Here is an 18,076-nt window from a genome sequence, read left to right as displayed (position 1 = left end):
AATTTTTGGAGAATTGGAACGTGTTTCAGTTATGGTGTCGGCCATGGGTGATGCATCTCTGACAACCGAACTCGGCCGCGTCCTGGTCACCGGAGGTTCCGGATTCGTCGGCGCCAACCTGGTGACCACCTTGCTCGACCGCGGATACTCGGTGCGTTCCTTCGACCGCGCCCCGTCCCCACTTGCTTCGCACTCGCAACTCGAGGTGCTGCAGGGCGACATCACCGACAAGGACGTCTGCGCGCAGGCGGTCGACGGCATCGACACGGTTTTCCACACCGCGGCGATCATCGAGCTGATGGGCGGGGCGTCGGTGACCGACCAATACCGTCAGCGCAGCTTCGCGATCAACGTCGGCGGCACTGAGAATCTGGTCGAGGCCGGGCGCGCCGCGGGCGTCAAGCGATTCGTCTACACGTCATCCAACAGCGTCGTGATGGGCGGTCAGACAATCGCCGGCGGGGACGAAACCCTGCCCTACACCACTCGATTCAACGACCTCTACACCGAGACCAAAGTAGTCGCCGAGCGATTCGTGTTGTCGCAGAACGGCGTTGACGGCATGCTGACGTGTGCGATCCGGCCCAGTGGCATCTGGGGCCGCGGCGATCAGACGATGTTCCGGAAACTGTTCGAGAGTGTGATCGCCGGCCACGTCAAGGTTCTGATCGGCCGAAAGTCGGCCCGCTTGGATAACTCGTACGTGCACAACCTGATTCACGGCTTCATCCTGGCCGCCCAGCATCTGGTGCCCGGCGGCACCGCGCCGGGGCAGGCGTACTTCATCAACGACAACGAGCCGATCAACATGTTCGAGTTCGCACGGCCGGTGGTGGAGGCGTGCGGGCAGCCCTGGCCGCGGATTCGGGTCAACGGGCCCGTCGTCCGGGCCGCGATGGTCGGCTGGCAACGGATGCACTTCCGGTTCGGAATTCCCGCGCCGCTGCTGGAGCCGCTGGCGGTCGAGCGGCTGTACCTGGACAACTTCTTCTCGGTCGCCAAGGCGTCCCGCGACCTCGGCTACCAGCCGCTGTTCACCACCGAGAAGGCGTTGACCGAGTGCCTGTCCTACTACGTGGACATGTTCGGCCAGATGTCGAAGCAGGCCGAGGCAGCCAAAGCCGCCGCCAAGCGATAGCACGCGCCCTATCCACAAACGCCGCACGGTAACCCGGCGCGGCACCCTGGGGCGCGTGCTGGCGTGGATCGCGCGGTGACGCACCTGTTGGCAGTGATGGCGGCCGCTTCCTGGCGCGGATTTGAGCGGCCGAAATTTGTCGTAGGTGGCTGCGAGGATGTGGTTATGTCGTCGAGCGCGTCGTGTGCCGTGGTGGTGAGCCCTAAGCAGCGGCTTGAGGTGTTGTTCGATGAGTTGGCGGAGTTGGCTGGTCAGCGTAATGCGGTTGATGGGCGCATTGTGGAGATCGCCGCCGAGATCGATCGTGACGGGTTGTGTGGGATGACGGGGCGCGGTCGGTGGCGGCGTTGCTGGGCTGGAAGCTGGGTTCTTCCTCGGCCAATGCCCATACGATCGCCACGGTGGCGCGCCGCTGGGAGGAGTTTCCCGCTGCACGCAGGGCATGAAGGAGGGTCGGCTGTCACTGGATCAGGTCGGCGTGATCGCGGCCCGAGCGAGCGACGGCTCTGATGAGCATTACGCGGCGTTGGCCAGCATTGCCACCGTCAGCCAGTTGCGTACCGCGGTCACGCTGGAACCACACCCCGAACCGGCCCGGCCGCGGCCGCAGGCCTCGATCACCCAGACCTCTGACGAGGAGCTCACGTGCTGGCGGATCAAACTTGCGCACCCGGATGCGGCGACGTTCGACGCGGCACTGGCGTCTCATCGTGATGCGCTGATCGCCGAGTGGAAGCACGACCACGACGAGGGCGATCGTGCATCGGAGGTGGCGGCGCCGGTGCCGGGCACCCTCGAGGCGTTTATGCGCCTGGTCGAGGCGGGTGGGACGCGGAGGTGGCGCGGCGTCCGCACGGGCAGCACACCACCGTGGTCGTGCACCTCGATGTGGAAAAGCGCGCCGCCGCCCTGCATGTGGGTCCGCTGCTCACCGACGCGCAACGCCACTACCTGACCTGTGATGCCACCGGCGAGGTGTGGTTCGAACGCGACGGCGAGGTCATCGGCGCCGGCCGGACCACGCGGGTGATCAGTCGGCGGCTGCGCCGCGCGCTCGAGCACCGCGACCGCACCTGCGTGGTCCCCGGTTGTGGGGCCACCCGCGGTCTGCACGCCCATCACCTCCAGCATTGGGAAGACGGCGGCCCCACCGAGTTGTCCAATCTGGTCCTGGTTTGTCCCTACCACCATCGAGCACACCACCGCGGCCTCATCACCCTCACCGGACCCGCAAACGATCTCACCATCACCGACGAGGACGGCCAACCACTGAACCCAGGATCACTGGCACGCCCACCCACCCACGCCCCACCCCAAGTCCCACCCTGCCCCGGGCCCACCGGCGAACGCGCCCAATGGTGGTGGTACCAACCCTTCCAACCGATACCCAAACAGGTTGAACCATAGAGAAATTCGTCGTCCGTGATATCCGTGCCGCGACCCGCGCACGTGAGTCGGGAGATCTACCCACAGCTGGAAGGTGAGGCCGTAATGGCCAAAGCCGCCGCCAAACGGGCAGCCAGCCGGTCCCGGCAGGCGCATACCGGCGCGGCCAATGTCGCGTAACGCCGCTAAGGTCAGCTCAACGGCGACCCGGAGGGCGTTATGAACACCGAATTCACGCTCACTCAGAAACGTGCTCTCGCGGTTTTCACGCTGATCGCGTTGCTGTTCGGCGCCTACTTCCTGCGCGACTATTTCGTGCTGATCGTGGTCGCCGCGGTCGGTGCGTATTTGTTCACGCCGCTGTTCAATTGGTTCAACAAGCGCCTCGGCACCGGACTGTCGGCCACCTTTACCCTGCTGTCGGCGCTGACAGTGGTCATCGTGCCGGTCGGCCTGTTCATCGCCTTGGCCGTCGTCCAGATCACCCGCATGGTCGACAGCATTTCCGGATGGGTCAAGAACACCGACTTGAGCGGGCTCGGCGACAAGGCGCTGCAAATCGTCAACGACCTGCTTGGCCGATTTCCTTTCCTGCACATGACAATCAGCGCCGACCAGCTACGTAAGGCGATGGTCAGCGGCGGACAGCACGCCGGTCAGTGGCTGCTGCAATTCCTGCAGAGCGCCGCGGGCAGCCTCGTCGGTGCCATCACCTACGGGATCATCTTTCTCTACGTCTTTCTCGCGCTGCTGGTGCATCGGGAGAAGTTGCGCAGGCTGATCGGTCAGCTCAACCCGCTGGGCGAGGAAGTCACCGATCTGTACCTGAAGAAGACCGGGGCGATGGTGCGCGGCACCGTGTTCGGGCAGTTCGTCATCGCGTTGTGCCAGGGCGTCGCGGGTGCGGGGTCGATCTACGTCGCCGGATTCCACCACGGCTTCTTTATTTTCGCGATTCTGCTCACGGCGCTGTCGATCATCCCGCTGGGCGGCGGTATCGTGACGATTCCGTTCGGCATCGGAATAATCTTCTACGGCAACATCTTCGGCGGCGCGTTCGTGATCTTGTGGCATCTGCTGGTGGTCACCAACATCGACAACTTCCTGCGCCCGGTCCTGGTGCCGCGCGACGCCCGGCTGAATTCGGCGCTGATGCTGCTGTCGGTGTTCGCCGGTCTCGCCATGTTCGGCCCCTGGGGCATCGTCATCGGGCCGGTGCTGATGATCCTGATCGTCACGACCCTCGACGTCTACCTGGCGGTCTACCAGGGTGTCGAGCTGGTGAACCCGGACGACGACGCACCCGTGCGGCGCCGTTGGCTGCCCCGCCGGAAATTGGCTAAGTCAGTCGCTCCGTGAGGAATTCGACGACCCGCTTGCGGGCCTCGTATGCGGGATGGCCGTCGAGTTCGCGGACCTCGTCGGTGAGCACCGAGTGCGCCGCTTTGCCGAAGCCGTGTGTGTTGCCCGGACCCGAATCGATCTCGATCACCTCGAACGCGTCGCCGAGGCGCTCCTTGAGCGCGGTGAATCGATCGCGCGGAGACATCCAGTCCTCGCTGAACCGCAAGCCCATCGCGCACAAGCCCTCGTTGGCCGCCCGCTCGGCGATCGTGGCAAGCTCGGATTCGCTGAGCCCGGTGTCGCTGCGCCGAGTCACGCCGAGCGGCAACGGCACCGACGGCTGGCTGCGCACCGGCGCCAACACGCTGTCGTCGACGGCGGCGGCCAGTGCGAAGCCGCCGGTGAAGCACTGACCGATCACGCCGACGCCCTTGCTCCCCGTCGACTCCTTGAGGTCACGGGCCAGCGCCCGCAGGAACAACGACACCGGCCGCTGCTTGTTCGTCGCAAAGGCCGCGAATTCCTTTGCCACACAAGTACGCGCGACGACCGCCGCGATGGACCCGACCGTCTTGGGCTTGCCGGGGACCCCGAACAGCGAGGGGATTGCGACGGTGAAACCGTTGTCCACCAGGTGATTACCCAGGCCCAGCACTCCGGGATGGACCCCAGGTATCTCGGGGATCACCACTACCCCGGGGCCGGTGCCCTTGCGGTAGACGTCGTGGGTGTACCCGCCACCGGTGAATGGTGCCGACACCCATCCGGTGAGGTCCGCTTCGGGTGCTGTCACGCGAGTCGCTCCTATCGGCTGGTCGGCAGGGGCGCCTGCGACTGCGTCGCCGCTGCGAGCGTACGGAACTGATCGGTGTTTCCGGCACCCGTGATCGCGATCTGGGCGGCTCCACCCGGGCTGGTCAGCTTGGTGGTCCAGACCGGCTCGGTGTCGGCACCACTGTCACCGGAACCGCGATAGATGATCCAGTTCGTTCCCGCGACGTCGACCGTTCCGGTCGGATACGCCGACGGATGAATCGAGCCGACCAGCTTGTCCTCGTCGGCGCTGCTCTGCGTCAGGCTCAGATACATGCGCGTCGGGCCGATGTATCCCACCGTCGAGGTGGCCGCGCCCAGGCGCTGACCATCCGACGTCCGCCCGTTCTCGATACCGCCGCGGCCGCCGGAGTTGGCCTGCCAGCCCGCCGGCAACTGCGGCAGCCGGATGGGAAACCCAAGCGTCTGAGCGTCCGCGCGCAGGGCCGTTGCCGCGTCGTAGGACGGAATGGCGCCCTTGTTCACGCCCGTGGGCTGGAAGGAACACATCCCGACCATGCCGGCCAGCAGGATGCAGCCGATGACCAGCGGCGCCAGTGACCAGAACATGTCGCGGCCGTCCTGCAACAACCGCGGTTTGGCCGGCCGGGCCGCCGGTACCGGCTCACCGGCTCGGTCGGCGTTGGGCTGCTCCTCGGTCACCCCACGAGTATCCCAGCCCGCCATCGACAGCCACAGCCCAGATCCAGCAGACCGATCAGCTTCTGGGAGAATCAGCAACCATGACAGCATCCGGCGGATCCGGTTCGTCTTCGACCGCGACAGCGAGCTCCGACCAGCAGGTCCGGGCACGCCGCGAGGCCCCAGACCGCAACCTAGCCCTGGAGCTGGTCCGGGTCACCGAGGCCGGCGCGATGGCCGCCGGTCGCTGGGTGGGCCGCGGCGACAAAGAAGGCGGCGACGGCGCGGCCGTCGACGCGATACGTGAACTGGTCAACTCGGTCTCCATGCGCGGGGTCGTCGTCATCGGCGAGGGCGAAAAAGACGAGGCACCGATGCTCTACAACGGCGAGGAGGTCGGCAACGGCGACGGCCCGGACTGCGACTTCGCCGTCGACCCGGTCGACGGAACCACGCTGATGAGCAAGGGCATGCCCAACGCCATCTCGGTGCTGGCGGTGGCCGATCGCGGTGCGATGTTCGACCCCTCGGCGGTGTTCTACATGAACAAGATCGCCGTCGGGCCCGAGGCCGCGCACGTGCTCGACATCACCGCGCCGATCGCCGACAACATCCGTGCGGTCGCCAGAGTGAAGGACCTGTCGGTGCGAGACATGACCGTGTGCATCCTAGATCGGCCGCGCCACCGTCAGCTCATCGAAGACGCCCGCGCCACCGGTGCCCGCATCCGGCTGATCACCGACGGCGACGTCGCCGGCGCGATCTCGGCCTGCCGACCGCAATCGGGCACCGACATGCTGGCCGGTATCGGCGGCACCCCGGAGGGGATCATCGCCGCCGCCGCGATCCGCTGCATGGGTGGGGCCATCCAGGCGCAACTGGCGCCGCACGACGACGCCGAACGCCGCAAGGCGCTGGACGCCGGCTACGACCTGGATCAGATTCTGACCACCGAAGATCTGGTGTCCGGCGAGAACGTCTTCTTCTGCGCCACCGGGGTCACCGACGGCGATCTACTCAAGGGGGTCCGGTACTCCCCCGGCGGCTGCACCACCCAGTCGATCGTGATGCGGTCGAAGTCGGGCACCATCCGCATGATCGAGGCCTACCACCGGCTTTCGAAACTCAACGAATACTCGGCGATCGACTTCACCGGCGACAGCTCCGCTGCCTACCCCTTGCCGTAACCGCGATAGCACACCCCAACGAAGAGGAACTAGTTCATGGCCGAAAGCGGCGAATATCGCATTGAGCACGACACCATGGGTGAGGTACGCGTACCCGCAAAAGCGTTGTGGCGAGCGCAAACCCAGCGCGCCGTGGAGAACTTTCCGATTTCGGGCCGGGGCCTCGAGCGCACCCAGATCCGCGCGTTGGGCCTGCTGAAAGGTGCCTGCGCGCGGGTGAATGCGGACCTCGGGCTGCTGGCGCCGGAGAAGGCCGACGCGATCATCGCGGCCGCGGGCGAGATCGCCGACGGTAAACACGATGACGAGTTCCCGATCGACGTCTTCCAGACCGGCTCGGGCACCAGCTCCAACATGAACACCAACGAGGTGATCGCGTCCATCGCGGCCGCCAACGGCGTCACGGTGCACCCCAACGACGACGTCAACATGTCGCAGTCGTCCAATGACACCTTCCCGACGGCCACCCACATCGCGGCCACCGAAGCCGCAGTGCGCCATCTGATCCCGGCGCTCGAGATTCTGCACGACGCGCTGGCGACCAAAGCCGCCGAGTGGCATAGCGTGGTCAAGTCGGGCCGTACCCACCTGATGGACGCCGTCCCGGTGACGCTCGGTCAGGAATTCAGCGGCTACGCCCGCCAGATCGAGGCCGGGATCGAGCGGGTGCGTGCCACGCTGCCGCGGCTGGGCGAGCTGGCGATCGGCGGAACCGCGGTGGGCACCGGGCTAAACGCTCCCGACGGCTTCGGCCCCAGGGTGGTCGAGGCGCTGGTCGCTTCGACGGGGCTATCCGAATTGCGCACGGCGGCAAACTCTTTCGAAGCCCAGGCCGCGCGTGACGGACTGGTGGAGGCATCCGGCGCGCTGCGCACCATCGCCGTGTCATTGACCAAGATCGCCAACGACATTCGCTGGATGGGATCCGGGCCGCTGACCGGTTTGGCCGAGATCCAGCTGCCGGACCTGCAGCCGGGTAGCTCGATCATGCCGGGCAAGGTGAATCCGGTGCTGCCGGAGGCGGTTACGCAGGTCGCGGCGCAGGTGATCGGCAACGACGCCGCCGTCGCCGTCGGCGGCCTGTCGGGCGCGTTCGAGCTCAACGTCTACATCCCGATGATGGCCCGCAACATCTTGGAGTCGTTCAAGCTGCTGACCAACGTGTCGAAGCTGTTCGCCGAACGCTGCATCGTCGGCCTGAAGGCCAACGAAGAACATCTGCGCGAGTTGGCCGAGTCGTCGCCGTCGATCGTGACACCCTTGAATTCGGCCATCGGCTACGAGGAGGCCGCGGCCGTGGCCAAGCAAGCGCTCAAGGAAAAGAAGACGATCCGTCAGGCCGTGATCGATCGCGGCCTGATCGGCGACAAGTTGTCGATCGAGGAACTTGACCGCCGGCTCGACATGCTGGCGATGGCCAAGGTCAAACCGGCGAATTAGGTGGGGTGGTTCTGCAATGACGGTTCCTCCGGGCGGTCCCTACGGGCAGGATCCGTACGGAGCGAATCCGTATGGGCAGGGTCCTTATTGGGGCCCACCGCAAAGCGGTCCGCAAGGCGGCCCGCCCCCGTATCCGCCGGGCGGCCCCTATTCGGGGCCGCAGAGCGGCGCGTACCCCTACCCGCCGACCGGTCCGTTCACCAATCCCCAAGGCGGAGTGGATCCCTCGGCCCCCGGCTATCCGGGTCAGCCGTACGGTCAGGCCGGGCCGCAGTATGCCCCCGGCTGGCCGCCCGGCGCCTACCCCGGCGGTCCGCCGCCCAATGGGCCGCGGTCGAGCATGCCATGGCTGATCGTCGCCGGCATCGCGGTGCTGGGTGTCATCGCGCTGGTGGTGATCCTGGTGCTCAGTTTGGGCAACGAACCCAAGTCTCCCAAGGCTGGCCCCTCCGGTCCCTCGACGACGGCCGCGCCGACGTCGCAGCCCAGTGGTTCGGGGCAGACGGCCACGGATTGCACGCCCAACGTGTCCGGTGGCGACAAGCCCGTCGGCGGCGCCCCGATCAAGGCGGGCAAGCTGTCGTTCCCGGCCACCGCGGCACCCGGATGGATGCCGTTCTCGGACGACCAGACTCCGAATCTCATTGGCGCGGTGGGGCTGGCGCAGGAGGTACCGGGTGCCAGCCAGTGGGTGATGCAGGCCGAGGTTGCCGTCACCAACTTCGTCCCCAGCATGGACGTCAGCGCACAGGCGGCGAAGTTGATGAATTGCGTGGCCGAAGGTCCCGGCTATTCGAGCGCCTCGCCGACGCTGGGCCCGATCAAGAAGTCGTCGATCACGGTCGAAGGAATCAAGGCCGCCCGGGTGGACGCCGACGTCACGATCGCCGATCCCGCCCGCAATGTGAAGGGCGACTCCGTGGTCATCATCGCGGTCGACACCAAGCCGGTCACCATCTTCCTGGGTGCGACGCCCATCGGTGATGCAGCCTCGGCGGGACTGCTCAACCAGGTGATCGGATCGCTGAAGGTCTCGAAGTAGCGCGATCAAGCGGGGCCCGCGGGCGCCGAGACATGGGTGGCTTCGGAGCGGCCGCGTAGCACGGTGGAATAGCACTCCGCCCAGCGAGCCCGCTCGTCCTCGTCGGCGCGTTCGATGGCCGCCGCCGAACATAGGATCCGCCGATCCGACGTCTTGGCGAGATCCGCCAGGCGCGCGGCCTCGTTGACCACATCGCCGATTACCGTGTATTCGTAACGGTTTTCGGCGCCTATATTGCCGGCGAAGACCCGGCCGGCCGACACCCCGATCCCGAAATCCACTGGCAGCCGGCGCAGTTGGGTGGCCAGCGTACGCGCCGTGGCCAGCGCCGCCGATGACGGCTCGCCGGTGCGCAACGGCACCCCGAAGATCGCCAGCGCGGCATCGCCCGCGAACTTGTTGATCAGGCCGTTGTGTTCGTCGACGGCGTCGACGACGATGCGGAAGAAATCGTTGAGCACGTCGGCAACCTCTTGGGGTGGACGGCTTTCCGCGAGCTGAGTCGAACCGACCAGATCGATGAACAGGACCGCCGCCTCGACCACGTCGCCCGACAGCGATGCACCCTCTTCGATGGCGCGCTGCGCGACGTCGGCCCCGACATGGCGCCCGAACAGGTCGCGAAGCCGGTCGCGCTCGGCTAGCCCGGCCACCATCCGGTTGAATCCCGTTTGCAGACGCCCGATTTGGGATCGCTCGTAGGCACCGACGGTGGTGTCGATGTTGCCGCGTTCGACCTGGGCCATCGCGTCGACGACTTCGCCGATCGGATCCGAAATCGAACGTGACGTCAGGATCATGATGGGCAGCCCGAGCAACAGCGCGGCCAACGACACCACCAGAATCGGCACATCCAATGAGGCGGATTTCTGAATCAGCCAACCGTAGGAGCGCAGCAGCACCAGGGCTGCCACGACGCCGATCGGAAGCGCACTGACCAGAAACCAGAGCATGACCAGCCGCGCGAACACCCCGGGCACCGCCAGTCGAGGCTCGAGTCCACGGGTAGCCGCACCCATGATCGGGCGCAGAGTGCGTTGGGCGAGCAGCATTCCCGTGCCGGCGGCGGCCGGTCCGCCCAGCACCACCCCGAGCGCCATCGGCAACAGCAGCGAGGCGCCGGCATTGAGATTAAGCAACACGAAGATGGCGCCGGCCAGGCCCCAGGCCACCAGCAAGATCGCCGTTTGGCGGCCGGCCAGCCGCATCGCCACTTCCCGCTGTGCCTGGGTGGGTTCTTCGCCGGCGGCATACCAACGCGCCGTCGGAACAAGGCTGAACACCCCGGCCACCGCGACACCGACGATCCCCAGCACCACCAGCAGCACCACGATCGCGGTGTCTTTCTCCGCGAAGACGACGCTGGTGGCGGCGGAGGTGTGTCCCCGCAGCGGAATCAGGATGGCGGCGACGTCGACGACGGCGATGATGTAGGACAGGGCGAGATCGATCGCATATTCAGCCAACAGCCTGCGAGCCGACTTGCGCTGCGGCGGCTCGGATGTCGGCGCGGCCTCGCGCGATCGTCGCGCACCCCGACTTCGCAGCCAGTCCGCTTTGCTCACCCTCTCAAGGTAGCCGCGCCGCGCTCACGCGCCGTTATTTGGCCCGCCCGAATTCTGACCCGCGATGTCGGTGATCGGGAAATTCGGCATCGGCTTGGGCGAGGGGGTGTTGGGCAGCGTCGGGATGTCGGCGGGCGGGATGTCGTGAAGTTCGTTGACGGGCGGCCCGTTGTCCCGGCTGCCGTAGCTGCTGCCCGGCGCCCGCGGCCCCAGCAGTTCGCTGACCGTCACCAGGCGGTAGCCGTTGGCTTTGAGCACCGGAATGAACTGGTACACCAGGTCGACGGTGCTCGAGTAGGTGTCGTGGAACAACACCACCGAGCCGGGCTTGATGTAGGTCATCAGCATGTATCGCGTCGCGGCGGTGTTCGAGTCGTTCGCCCAATCGAAAGGGATTACATCCCAGAGGATTTCGGCCAGTCCATAACGAGCGGCGGTCTGGCGCACGTCGGGGGTTGACAACCCGCCGGCGGGACGAAACAGCGTCGGGGTCCGGCCGGTAGCGGCGTTGATCGCGTCGTTGGCCTTGGTGAACTGCGCGGCGACGTCCTCGGGAGGAATCGTCGACATGTTGGGGTGTTCCCAGGTGTGACTACCAATTTCCATGCCGGCATCGGCGATGCGCCTGGCGCCGGCCGGGTTGGCGGCCACCTTGTTCCCGATCAGGAAGAAGGTGGCCTTGGCGTCGTTGTCCTTGAGGATTTGCAGCAGCCGCTCGTCGAACGGACTCGGGCCGTCGTCGAACGTCAGCGCGACACATTTGACCACCGCGCAGCTCAGGTTGTCCGCGCGCGTCACGTGACCGGTCAGGCCACCGATCACCAGGACCGCACCGGCGGCCACCACACCGAACACGGTCCGCCAATAGCGCCAGGCTTGGCTGTCGGGTCGTTTCGGCACCCTGGCAGCCTACTCGCCCCCGAGTGTGCGACCTGGGCGTCGAGTGTGCGCACCGGGCGCCATCAGCGCGGACTCAAGGCGGCGGCGTCAGTGCGGCCCGGCGATTTCCTCGAGCATCTCGGTGACCAACGCGGCGATCGGCGACCGCTCGCTGCGCAGCAGCGTGATGTGCGCGAACAGCGGGTGACCCTTGAGCTTCTCGATCACCGCCGCGACGCCGTCGTGGCGGCCCACCCGCAGGTTGTCGCGCTGGGCGATGTCGTGGGTGAGCACCACCCGCGATCCGGTGCCCAGCCGGGATAGCACGGTCAGCAGCACGTTGCGCTCCAGCGATTGCGCCTCGTCGACGATCACGAACGAGTCGTGCAGCGAGCGCCCGCGAATGTGGGTCAGCGGCAGCACTTCGAGCATGCCCCTCGACAGCACTTCCTCCAGCACGGCCGGGCTGGCCAGGCCTTCGAGGGTGTCGAAGACAGCCTGCGCCCAGGGACCCATCTTTTCGCTCTCGCTGCCGGGCAGATAGCCCAGCTCCTGGCCGCCGACGGCGTACAGCGGGCGGAACACCACGACTTTGCGCTGGGTCCGCCGTTCCAGCACCGCCTCGAGACCGGCACACAGGGCCAGCGCCGACTTGCCGGTGCCGGCCTTACCGCCCAGCGACACGATGCCCACCGACTCGTCGAGCAGCAAGTCGAGCGCCACGCGCTGCTCGGCGGAGCGGCCCCGCAGCCCGAACACTTCGCGGTCACCACGCACCAGCTGAACCCGCTTGGCCGCCGTGACCCGGCCCAGCGCGTGCGAGCTGCCGCCCAGTAGCCGAATTCCGGTGTGACACGGCAGGTCTCGAGCTTCGGCCAGGTCGATCTCGCCGTCTGCGAAGAGCGCGTCGATGTCCTCGGTCGCGGTCTCGATCTCGCGCATGCCCGACCACCCGGAGGCGACGACGTCCTGCGCGTGGTACTCGTCGGCGGCCAGACCCACCGCGGCGGCCTTGACGCGCAGCGGAATGTCCTTGCTGACCAACGTGACTCGCTTGCCTTCGGCGGCAAGGTTGGCCGCACAGCTCAGGATCCGAGAGTCGTTGGTGTCGTTGCGGAAGCCACTCGGTAGCACCGACGGGTCGGTGTGGTTCAGCTCGACGTGCAGCGTACCGCCTTGTGTCCCAACGGGAATGGGCTGATCCAGGCGTCCATGCTCCAGGCGCAAATCGTCGAACAATCGCAGTGATTGTCGGGCGAACCATCCCAGCTCATGGTGGTGGCGCTTGGCCTCCAGTTCGCTGATCACCACCAGCGGAACAACCACCTCGTGTTCGGCGAACCGACTACATGCCCACGGGTCGGACAGCAGCACGGAAGTGTCGATCACGTAGGTCCGGATTTCGGTCACGTAGCGCTCCTCGAGCGGGATGAGCCCGCGCGGACCCGCACAGGCATGTCGGCGGGAACTGCGACACCAGGACCGGGGCCGGTCCTTCCGTTGTGGTGACGGGAGGTGCCGCCCTGGCAGCTGAGCAAGACGCTGACCATCGAAGACGACGCTACTCTCGTCGCCGCTTTGCAGCAGCGCAGGCGCGCCGACGCCAAAGCTGTGACGTGAGCCCGAATCCGGCGCGCCGGGGAGCTGGCTTAGCCGCTGACGAACTGCCGAAGTTGGGGCTCGTCGGCGACACCCCATTCGGTGATCCGGTCGGCGATGGCCTGACGCAGATCGGCGGGTCCGAAAATCCCCGCCGCGGCGACGTTTTGCACCTTGTCCTGATACGCGCGGATGTCGCCACCTACGACCTGCAGTTCGGCCGCGCGCTTGGCGATCGCGGCGACGGTCTCGTCGCGGGTGTACGTCAGGCAGTGCGCGACGAGATTGGAGAAGAACAGCTCGTGGCGCACCTCGTCGCGGGCGATCCGGTCGATGAGCCCGGCCAGAATCGGCTCCTCGAGCTGGGCGGCCAGGTGGCGGCAGAAGACGGCATGGGTGCGCTCGGTCAACGCCATGTACACCAGGGTTTCGACCTGCGTGTACGTGTCGGCGCGGTAGCCCTGCATCAGGTACTCGACCCGGGCCTCTTCGTTGGCCGTGGGATCGACCTCGCGGGTCACCACCAGGTATTCGCGCAGCGCAATCGCGTGCAGGTGCTCCTCGGCGGTCCAGCGCCCCAGCCAGCGGCCCCACCAGTCCTCGAGAATGAAGTGCTCGACGAGCTCACGGTGATGAGCGGCCAGGTCGTCCTTGAGCAGCAGCAGGATCTCGCAGGCATCCGTGAAGGCCCGCGGCAGCGTCATGCTGGACGGGTCCCAGTCGCGGCCGCCGAGGAAGGCGAAGTTCTCGCCCCGGTCGAATGGCACGTAGTCGTGGGCGAACCAGATGTCGTCGGTGTTGAGGTGGCGGTCCATTTCCGCCTCGACGACCGGCTCGAGTTCCGTGGTCAGTGCGTTAGCGACAGGTTTCGTTGCCATAAAAGTAACTGTAACCCGTAGACACAGGTGTTATGAAATCAACCGCCCGTGTCGCGGCCGTTCCGTGACCTAGCGGCCGACCAGCGCCCAATCCTCGAGCCCGTCGTACAGCGGGAACTCGCGGGCCAGCCGGGTCACCCGGTCGCGCAGCCCGGAGACATCCGCCGAGGTGCCGGCTGCCAGCGCGGCGGCGATGACGTCGGCGACCTCGGTGAACTCGGCGTCGCCGAAGCCGCGGGTGGCCAGCGCGGGCGTGCCGATCCGCAGACCCGACGTGACCATCGGCGGTCGCGGGTCGTTGGGCACGGCATTGCGGTTGACCGTGATACCGACCTCGTGCAGCAGGTCCTCGGCGGCCTGACCGTCCAACGGCGAGTTGCGCAGGTCGACCAGCACCAGGTGGACGTCGGTGCCGCCACTGACCACCGACACACCGGCCTTGGCGACATCGGCGGCCAGGAGCCGTTCGGCCAGGATCTTTGCGCCGGACAACGTGCGCTGCTGTCGCTCGGCGAATTCGGGAGTGCCGGCGATTTTCAGCGCCACCGCCTTGCCCGCGATGATGTGCATCAGCGGCCCACCCTGCTGCCCGGGGAATACCGCGGAATTGATGGACTTGGCGTACTCCTGCTTGCCCAGGATCATGCCGGAGCGGCCACCACCGAGCGTCTTGTGAATGGTGGTCGACACGACGTCGGCGTGCGGGATCGGGGACGGGTGCAACCCGACGGCGACCAGTCCCGCGAAGTGCGCCATGTCGACCCACAGCTTGGCGTCGACTTCGTCGGCGATGGATCGGAACGCCGCGAAGTCGAGAATGCGCGGGTAGGCCGACCAGCCGGCGATGATCACCTTCGGGCGGAATTCGAGGGCCTGCACGCGCACCGCGTCCATGTCGACCAGATGCGTCACGGGGTCGACGCCGTAGAAGCCGTTCTCGTAGAGCTTGCCGGAGAAGTTGAGCTTCATGCCGTGCGTCAGATGTCCGCCGTTGGCTAGGTCCAGACCCAGCAGCCGCTCCCCCGGTGACATCAGGGCATGCAGCACGGCGGCGTTGGCCTGGGCCCCGGAATGTGGTTGCACGTTGGCGAAGTCGGCCCCGAACAGAGCCTTGGCGCGGTCGCGGGCGATGTTCTCCACGACGTCGACGTGCTCGCAGCCACCGTAGTAGCGCCGGCCGGGCAGCCCCTCGGCGTACTTGTTGGTGAGCACGCTGCCTTGGGCTTGCAGTACCGAGCGCGGTACGAAGTTCTCCGACGCGATCATCTCAAGTGTGTCGCGTTGGCGTCCGAGCTCCTTGCCGAGCAGCTCGGCGATATCCGGGTCGACTTCGGCGAGCGGGGCAGACATCACGGACGCGGTTACACGAGCATCAGGTGCGGCAGTCACAGCCGCCAGTCTATCGAGAGGTCCTTTAGCCAGCCCAGCCGTCTGCCACGCGATCGTCCCTGCCACACTGGCACTATGCACCGGCTGAGCGAGCCGAGCCCATATGTGGAGTTCGACCGAAAGCAGTGGCGCGCGTTGCGCATGTCGACGCCGCTGGCCCTCACGGAAGAGGAGCTTGTCGGTCTGCGCGGTCTCGGCGAGCAGATCGACCTCCTCGAGGTCGAAGAGGTCTACCTGCCACTGGCCCGGCTCATTCATCTTCAGGTCGCCGCACGGCAGCGATTGTTCGCCGCCACCGCGGAATTCCTCGGCGAGCCTCAGCAGGCCCCGGACCGGCCGGTGCCGTTCATCATCGGCGTGGCCGGCAGCGTGGCGGTCGGAAAGTCCACGACTGCCCGTGTGCTGCAGGCATTGCTGGCGCGCTGGGATCACCACCCGCGGGTCGACCTGGTGACCACCGACGGCTTCCTCTATCCGAATGCCGAGCTGGACCGGCGAAACCTGATGCACCGCAAAGGTTTTCCGGAGAGCTACAATCGCCGGGCACTGATGCGGTTCGTCACCTCGGTCAAATCGGGCTCGGACTACGCGTGCGCGCCGGTGTACTCACACCTGCGCTACGACATCATCTCCGGGGCCAAACACGTGGTCCGCCACCCGGACATCCTGATCCTGGAAGGCCTCAACGTCTTGCAAACCGGTCCGACCCTGATGGTGTCGGACCTGTTCGACTTCTCGCTCTACGTGGACGCCCGGATCGAGGACATCGAACAGTGGTACGTGTCGCGCTTCCTGGCGATGCGCAGCACGGCCTTCGCCGATCCCGCGTCCCACTTCCACCACTACTCGGCCCTCAACGACACCAAGGCGATGGCCGCGGCGCGCGAGATCTGGCGGTCGATCAACCGGCCTAATCTGGTCGAGAACATTCTCCCCACCCGTCCCCGCGCGACCCTGGTGCTGCGCAAGGACGCCGACCACTCCATCAACCGGTTGCGGCTGCGCAAGCTCTGAGGCATTTCGTCCCTGAATAGCCCGCCAAAGACCGAAGCGGGGCGAATCTCCGTGGCCGCGGAGAACGCCCCGCTCGGCGGGAGGGTGCTACGCGGGCAATCGACGCACTCCCAGGTATTGCAGCCACGCGAACGCCGCGGCATAGGCGCCCGTCGCCAACGTCGCGGCCACCCCGGCCGCTGTCATGGGCACCGCTTCGATGGCCACCAGGGAGCCCAGCGCGACGACGATGTTGGCGCCGACGACACCGGCACCGGCGCTGCGCAGCTCCGGCAACCCGGTCAGGCTGTACACCACCAGTCCGTAAAGCACGAAGACGGCGCCCAGGGCGTATTCGAGGTGAGAATTCAGGTCGGCAAAGAAGGCGATGGCGAGGCCACACAGCCCCGTCAACGTGGCATCCGCACGCATGGCGAAACGCAGCAACGAGTCGGTCGTGTCGTACAGGTGCCGGGTCGGTATGACGGATACAGCGGACATGTGATTACTCCTCGAAATGGCGATTGGTGTCGAACTGGTTTGAGCGTGCCGCCAGAGCACTGCCATATCGACGCGTGGCACTGCCAACTCCTGCCACGCAATGAATGACCATGAGGTTCACCTCGGTATTCCCCGGGCGCGGCGGCAACGGCGGACTACACGGCAATCGCCTCGACGACGCTGTACGGCGATGCTGTTGCCACGACCCGCGTCATGTGGAATCCGGCACGGTCCAGCAATTCTGCGTATCCGGCGGCGGTGCGCTCGCGGCCGTCGAATTCGACGAGCACTTCGAGGTCGAGCCAGTTGCCCGGAAAATCACGATCGTGGTCGGGAAGGACTTGTTCGACGAGCAGCACATGCTTGCCGGCCCCGGCCGCCGTACGCACGTTGCGCAGGATCTGCAGCGCTTGGTCGTCGGGCCAGTCGTGAATGATGTGCTTGAGGACGTAGGCGTCGCCGCCTTCGGTGATGGTGTCGAAGAACGACCCCTGGGCCACCTGGACCCGGTCGGCCACCCGGTGCTGTTTGAGCAGGGGTGGTGCATCCGCGACGACGTGGGGCTGGTCGAACAGGATCCCCCGGGCTTGCGGCGTGGCATTGAGGATTGCCGCCAGCAGACGACCGTGCCCGCCGGCGACGTCGACGATCGTCGAGTAGCGGCTGAAGTCGTAACCCGCGACGACGGGCGCGATCGCGAACTCCGACGCGCTGGTCATCGCTTCGTTGAAGATCTCGTCGTATTCCTTTTCCTCGGCCAGATACTCGAAGATCGGCTTGCCGCGCATGTCCGAGACGACAGCCCGATCGGTGCGCATCGCGGTCGCGAGGTTGCTCCAATGCTCCCGATGCTGCGGTGCACCGATAAATCGGGCGACACCGCGCAGCGAGACGTCGTTATCGGTGCGCAGCGTGGCCGCGAGCGGGTTGAGGGCGTAGCGCCCGTCGCGTGTTTGACGGAAGACGCCACTGCCGATTAGGGCGCGCAGCAAGCGGCTAACGCTGTCGGCATCGGCGTCGACTGCCTCGGCCAACTCGTCGGCCGTCAACGGTCCCGCGGCCAGCGCGTCGGCAATACCGAGCTGAGCCGCAGCGGTAATCGCCTGCGCCACCCACGCATTCGTGAGCATTTCCCACATCGCGGCCGTCGGCGGAACCATGCGTTGGTGCAGCCGACCGACGTGGTGCCGGGCCATCTCGACGACTCGGGCCATCTGCGGCTCTGGAAGTTTGATCGAAAACATGAGCACTCCTGGGTAATTGGGGATGGATGCGACTCG

At 66.4% G+C, this 18,076-nt stretch carries 15 protein-coding genes and 1 pseudogene; 7 read left to right on the top strand and 9 right to left on the bottom strand.

The annotated features are described in order from the left end of the window. Positions 1 to 31: 31 nt before the first annotated feature. The 3 genes and pseudogenes from G6N54_RS24760 (at position 32) to G6N54_RS24750 (ending at position 3,883) form a co-directional block, all read left to right on the top strand. A complete protein-coding gene (locus G6N54_RS24760; protein ID WP_163792875.1) occupies positions 32 to 1,138 on the top strand; it encodes a 3-beta-hydroxysteroid dehydrogenase in 1,107 nt (368 codons plus the stop codon). 165 nt (positions 1,139 to 1,303) lie between these two features. Then, positions 1,304 to 2,545, top strand: a pseudogene (locus G6N54_RS24755) (HNH endonuclease signature motif containing protein). A 198-nt stretch (positions 2,546 to 2,743) separates the two neighbouring features. After that, positions 2,744 to 3,883: an AI-2E family transporter gene (locus G6N54_RS24750; RefSeq protein ID WP_163792873.1), complete on the top strand. Its 1,140-nt coding sequence runs from the start codon at positions 2,744 to 2,746 to the stop codon at positions 3,881 to 3,883. Here G6N54_RS24750 and G6N54_RS24745 read toward each other — a convergent pair. Both G6N54_RS24745 and G6N54_RS24740 read right to left on the bottom strand, forming a co-directional pair. Beyond that, positions 3,864 to 4,661: a dienelactone hydrolase family protein gene (locus G6N54_RS24745; protein ID WP_163792871.1), complete on the bottom strand. Its 798-nt coding sequence runs from the start codon at positions 4,659 to 4,661 to the stop codon at positions 3,864 to 3,866. The two genes, G6N54_RS24750 and G6N54_RS24745, sit on opposite strands and share 20 nt — an antisense overlap. 11 nt (positions 4,662 to 4,672) lie before the next feature. Continuing rightward, positions 4,673 to 5,368, bottom strand: coding sequence for a DUF4245 domain-containing protein (locus G6N54_RS24740; protein ID WP_163794952.1), 696 nt, complete (start codon positions 5,366 to 5,368; stop codon positions 4,673 to 4,675). A 56-nt stretch (positions 5,369 to 5,424) separates the two neighbouring features. On the opposite strand from G6N54_RS24740, the gene glpX reads away from it, so the two are divergent. From glpX to G6N54_RS24725, 3 genes are read left to right on the top strand one after another with little or no spacing between them, the layout of a single operon-like run. Continuing rightward, the gene (gene glpX, locus G6N54_RS24735) at positions 5,425 to 6,510 is read left to right on the top strand and encodes a class II fructose-bisphosphatase (protein ID WP_163792869.1); all 1,086 of its coding nucleotides are present in this window, start codon (positions 5,425 to 5,427) and stop codon (positions 6,508 to 6,510) included. Positions 6,511 to 6,546: 36 nt separating this feature from the next. After that, positions 6,547 to 7,950, top strand: a complete 1,404-nt coding sequence (locus tag G6N54_RS24730) for a class II fumarate hydratase (RefSeq protein ID WP_163792867.1) — start codon at positions 6,547 to 6,549, stop codon at positions 7,948 to 7,950. A gap of 16 nt (positions 7,951 to 7,966) precedes the next feature. Further along, a complete protein-coding gene (locus G6N54_RS24725; RefSeq protein WP_163792865.1) occupies positions 7,967 to 8,992 on the top strand; it encodes a hypothetical protein in 1,026 nt (341 codons plus the stop codon). A gap of 5 nt (positions 8,993 to 8,997) precedes the next feature. On the opposite strand, the gene G6N54_RS24720 is transcribed toward G6N54_RS24725, so the two are convergent. The 5 genes from G6N54_RS24720 to glyA form a co-directional block, all read right to left on the bottom strand. Further along, positions 8,998 to 10,458 (bottom strand): adenylate/guanylate cyclase domain-containing protein, encoded by a 1,461-nt coding sequence (locus tag G6N54_RS24720; protein WP_163794951.1) that lies wholly within the window; start codon positions 10,456 to 10,458, stop codon positions 8,998 to 9,000. Between the two features lie 123 nt (positions 10,459 to 10,581). Then, positions 10,582 to 11,457 (bottom strand): polysaccharide deacetylase family protein, encoded by an 876-nt coding sequence (locus G6N54_RS24715; RefSeq protein ID WP_163792863.1) that lies wholly within the window; start codon positions 11,455 to 11,457, stop codon positions 10,582 to 10,584. Positions 11,458 to 11,544: 87 nt separating this feature from the next. Beyond that, complete coding sequence (locus G6N54_RS24710) at positions 11,545 to 12,846, bottom strand: PhoH family protein (RefSeq protein WP_163792862.1); 1,302 nt, start codon at positions 12,844 to 12,846, stop codon at positions 11,545 to 11,547. Between the two features lie 239 nt (positions 12,847 to 13,085). After that, complete coding sequence (locus G6N54_RS24705) at positions 13,086 to 13,913, bottom strand: acyl-ACP desaturase (RefSeq protein ID WP_163792860.1); 828 nt, start codon at positions 13,911 to 13,913, stop codon at positions 13,086 to 13,088. A gap of 69 nt (positions 13,914 to 13,982) precedes the next feature. Further along, positions 13,983 to 15,263 carry a serine hydroxymethyltransferase gene (glyA, locus tag G6N54_RS24700; RefSeq protein WP_163794950.1) on the bottom strand — a complete coding sequence of 427 codons (1,281 nt, stop codon included), beginning with the start codon at positions 15,261 to 15,263 and terminating at the stop codon, positions 13,983 to 13,985. 114 nt (positions 15,264 to 15,377) lie between these two features. Here glyA and coaA point away from each other — a divergent pair, with 114 nt between their 5' ends. Beyond that, positions 15,378 to 16,316, top strand: a complete 939-nt coding sequence (gene coaA, locus G6N54_RS24695; protein WP_163792858.1) for a type I pantothenate kinase — start codon at positions 15,378 to 15,380, stop codon at positions 16,314 to 16,316. An 87-nt stretch (positions 16,317 to 16,403) separates the two neighbouring features. On the opposite strand, the gene G6N54_RS24690 is transcribed toward coaA, so the two are convergent. Together G6N54_RS24690 and G6N54_RS24685 are read right to left on the bottom strand one after the other, a co-directional pair. Then, positions 16,404 to 16,796: a hypothetical protein gene (locus G6N54_RS24690; RefSeq protein ID WP_163792856.1), complete on the bottom strand. Its 393-nt coding sequence runs from the start codon at positions 16,794 to 16,796 to the stop codon at positions 16,404 to 16,406. 155 nt (positions 16,797 to 16,951) lie between these two features. Beyond that, on the bottom strand, positions 16,952 to 18,040 hold the full coding sequence (locus G6N54_RS24685; RefSeq protein ID WP_163792854.1) for a methyltransferase: 1,089 nt from the start codon (positions 18,038 to 18,040) through the stop codon (positions 16,952 to 16,954). Between the last annotated feature and the right edge of the window lie 36 nt (positions 18,041 to 18,076).

Origin of the sequence: Mycobacterium stomatepiae (assembly GCF_010731715.1) — a bacterium.
Classification (GTDB): domain Bacteria; phylum Actinomycetota; class Actinomycetes; order Mycobacteriales; family Mycobacteriaceae; genus Mycobacterium; species Mycobacterium stomatepiae.
The sequence above is the reverse complement of the archived record's forward strand: the minus strand, read 5'-3'. Positions and strand labels throughout refer to the sequence as shown.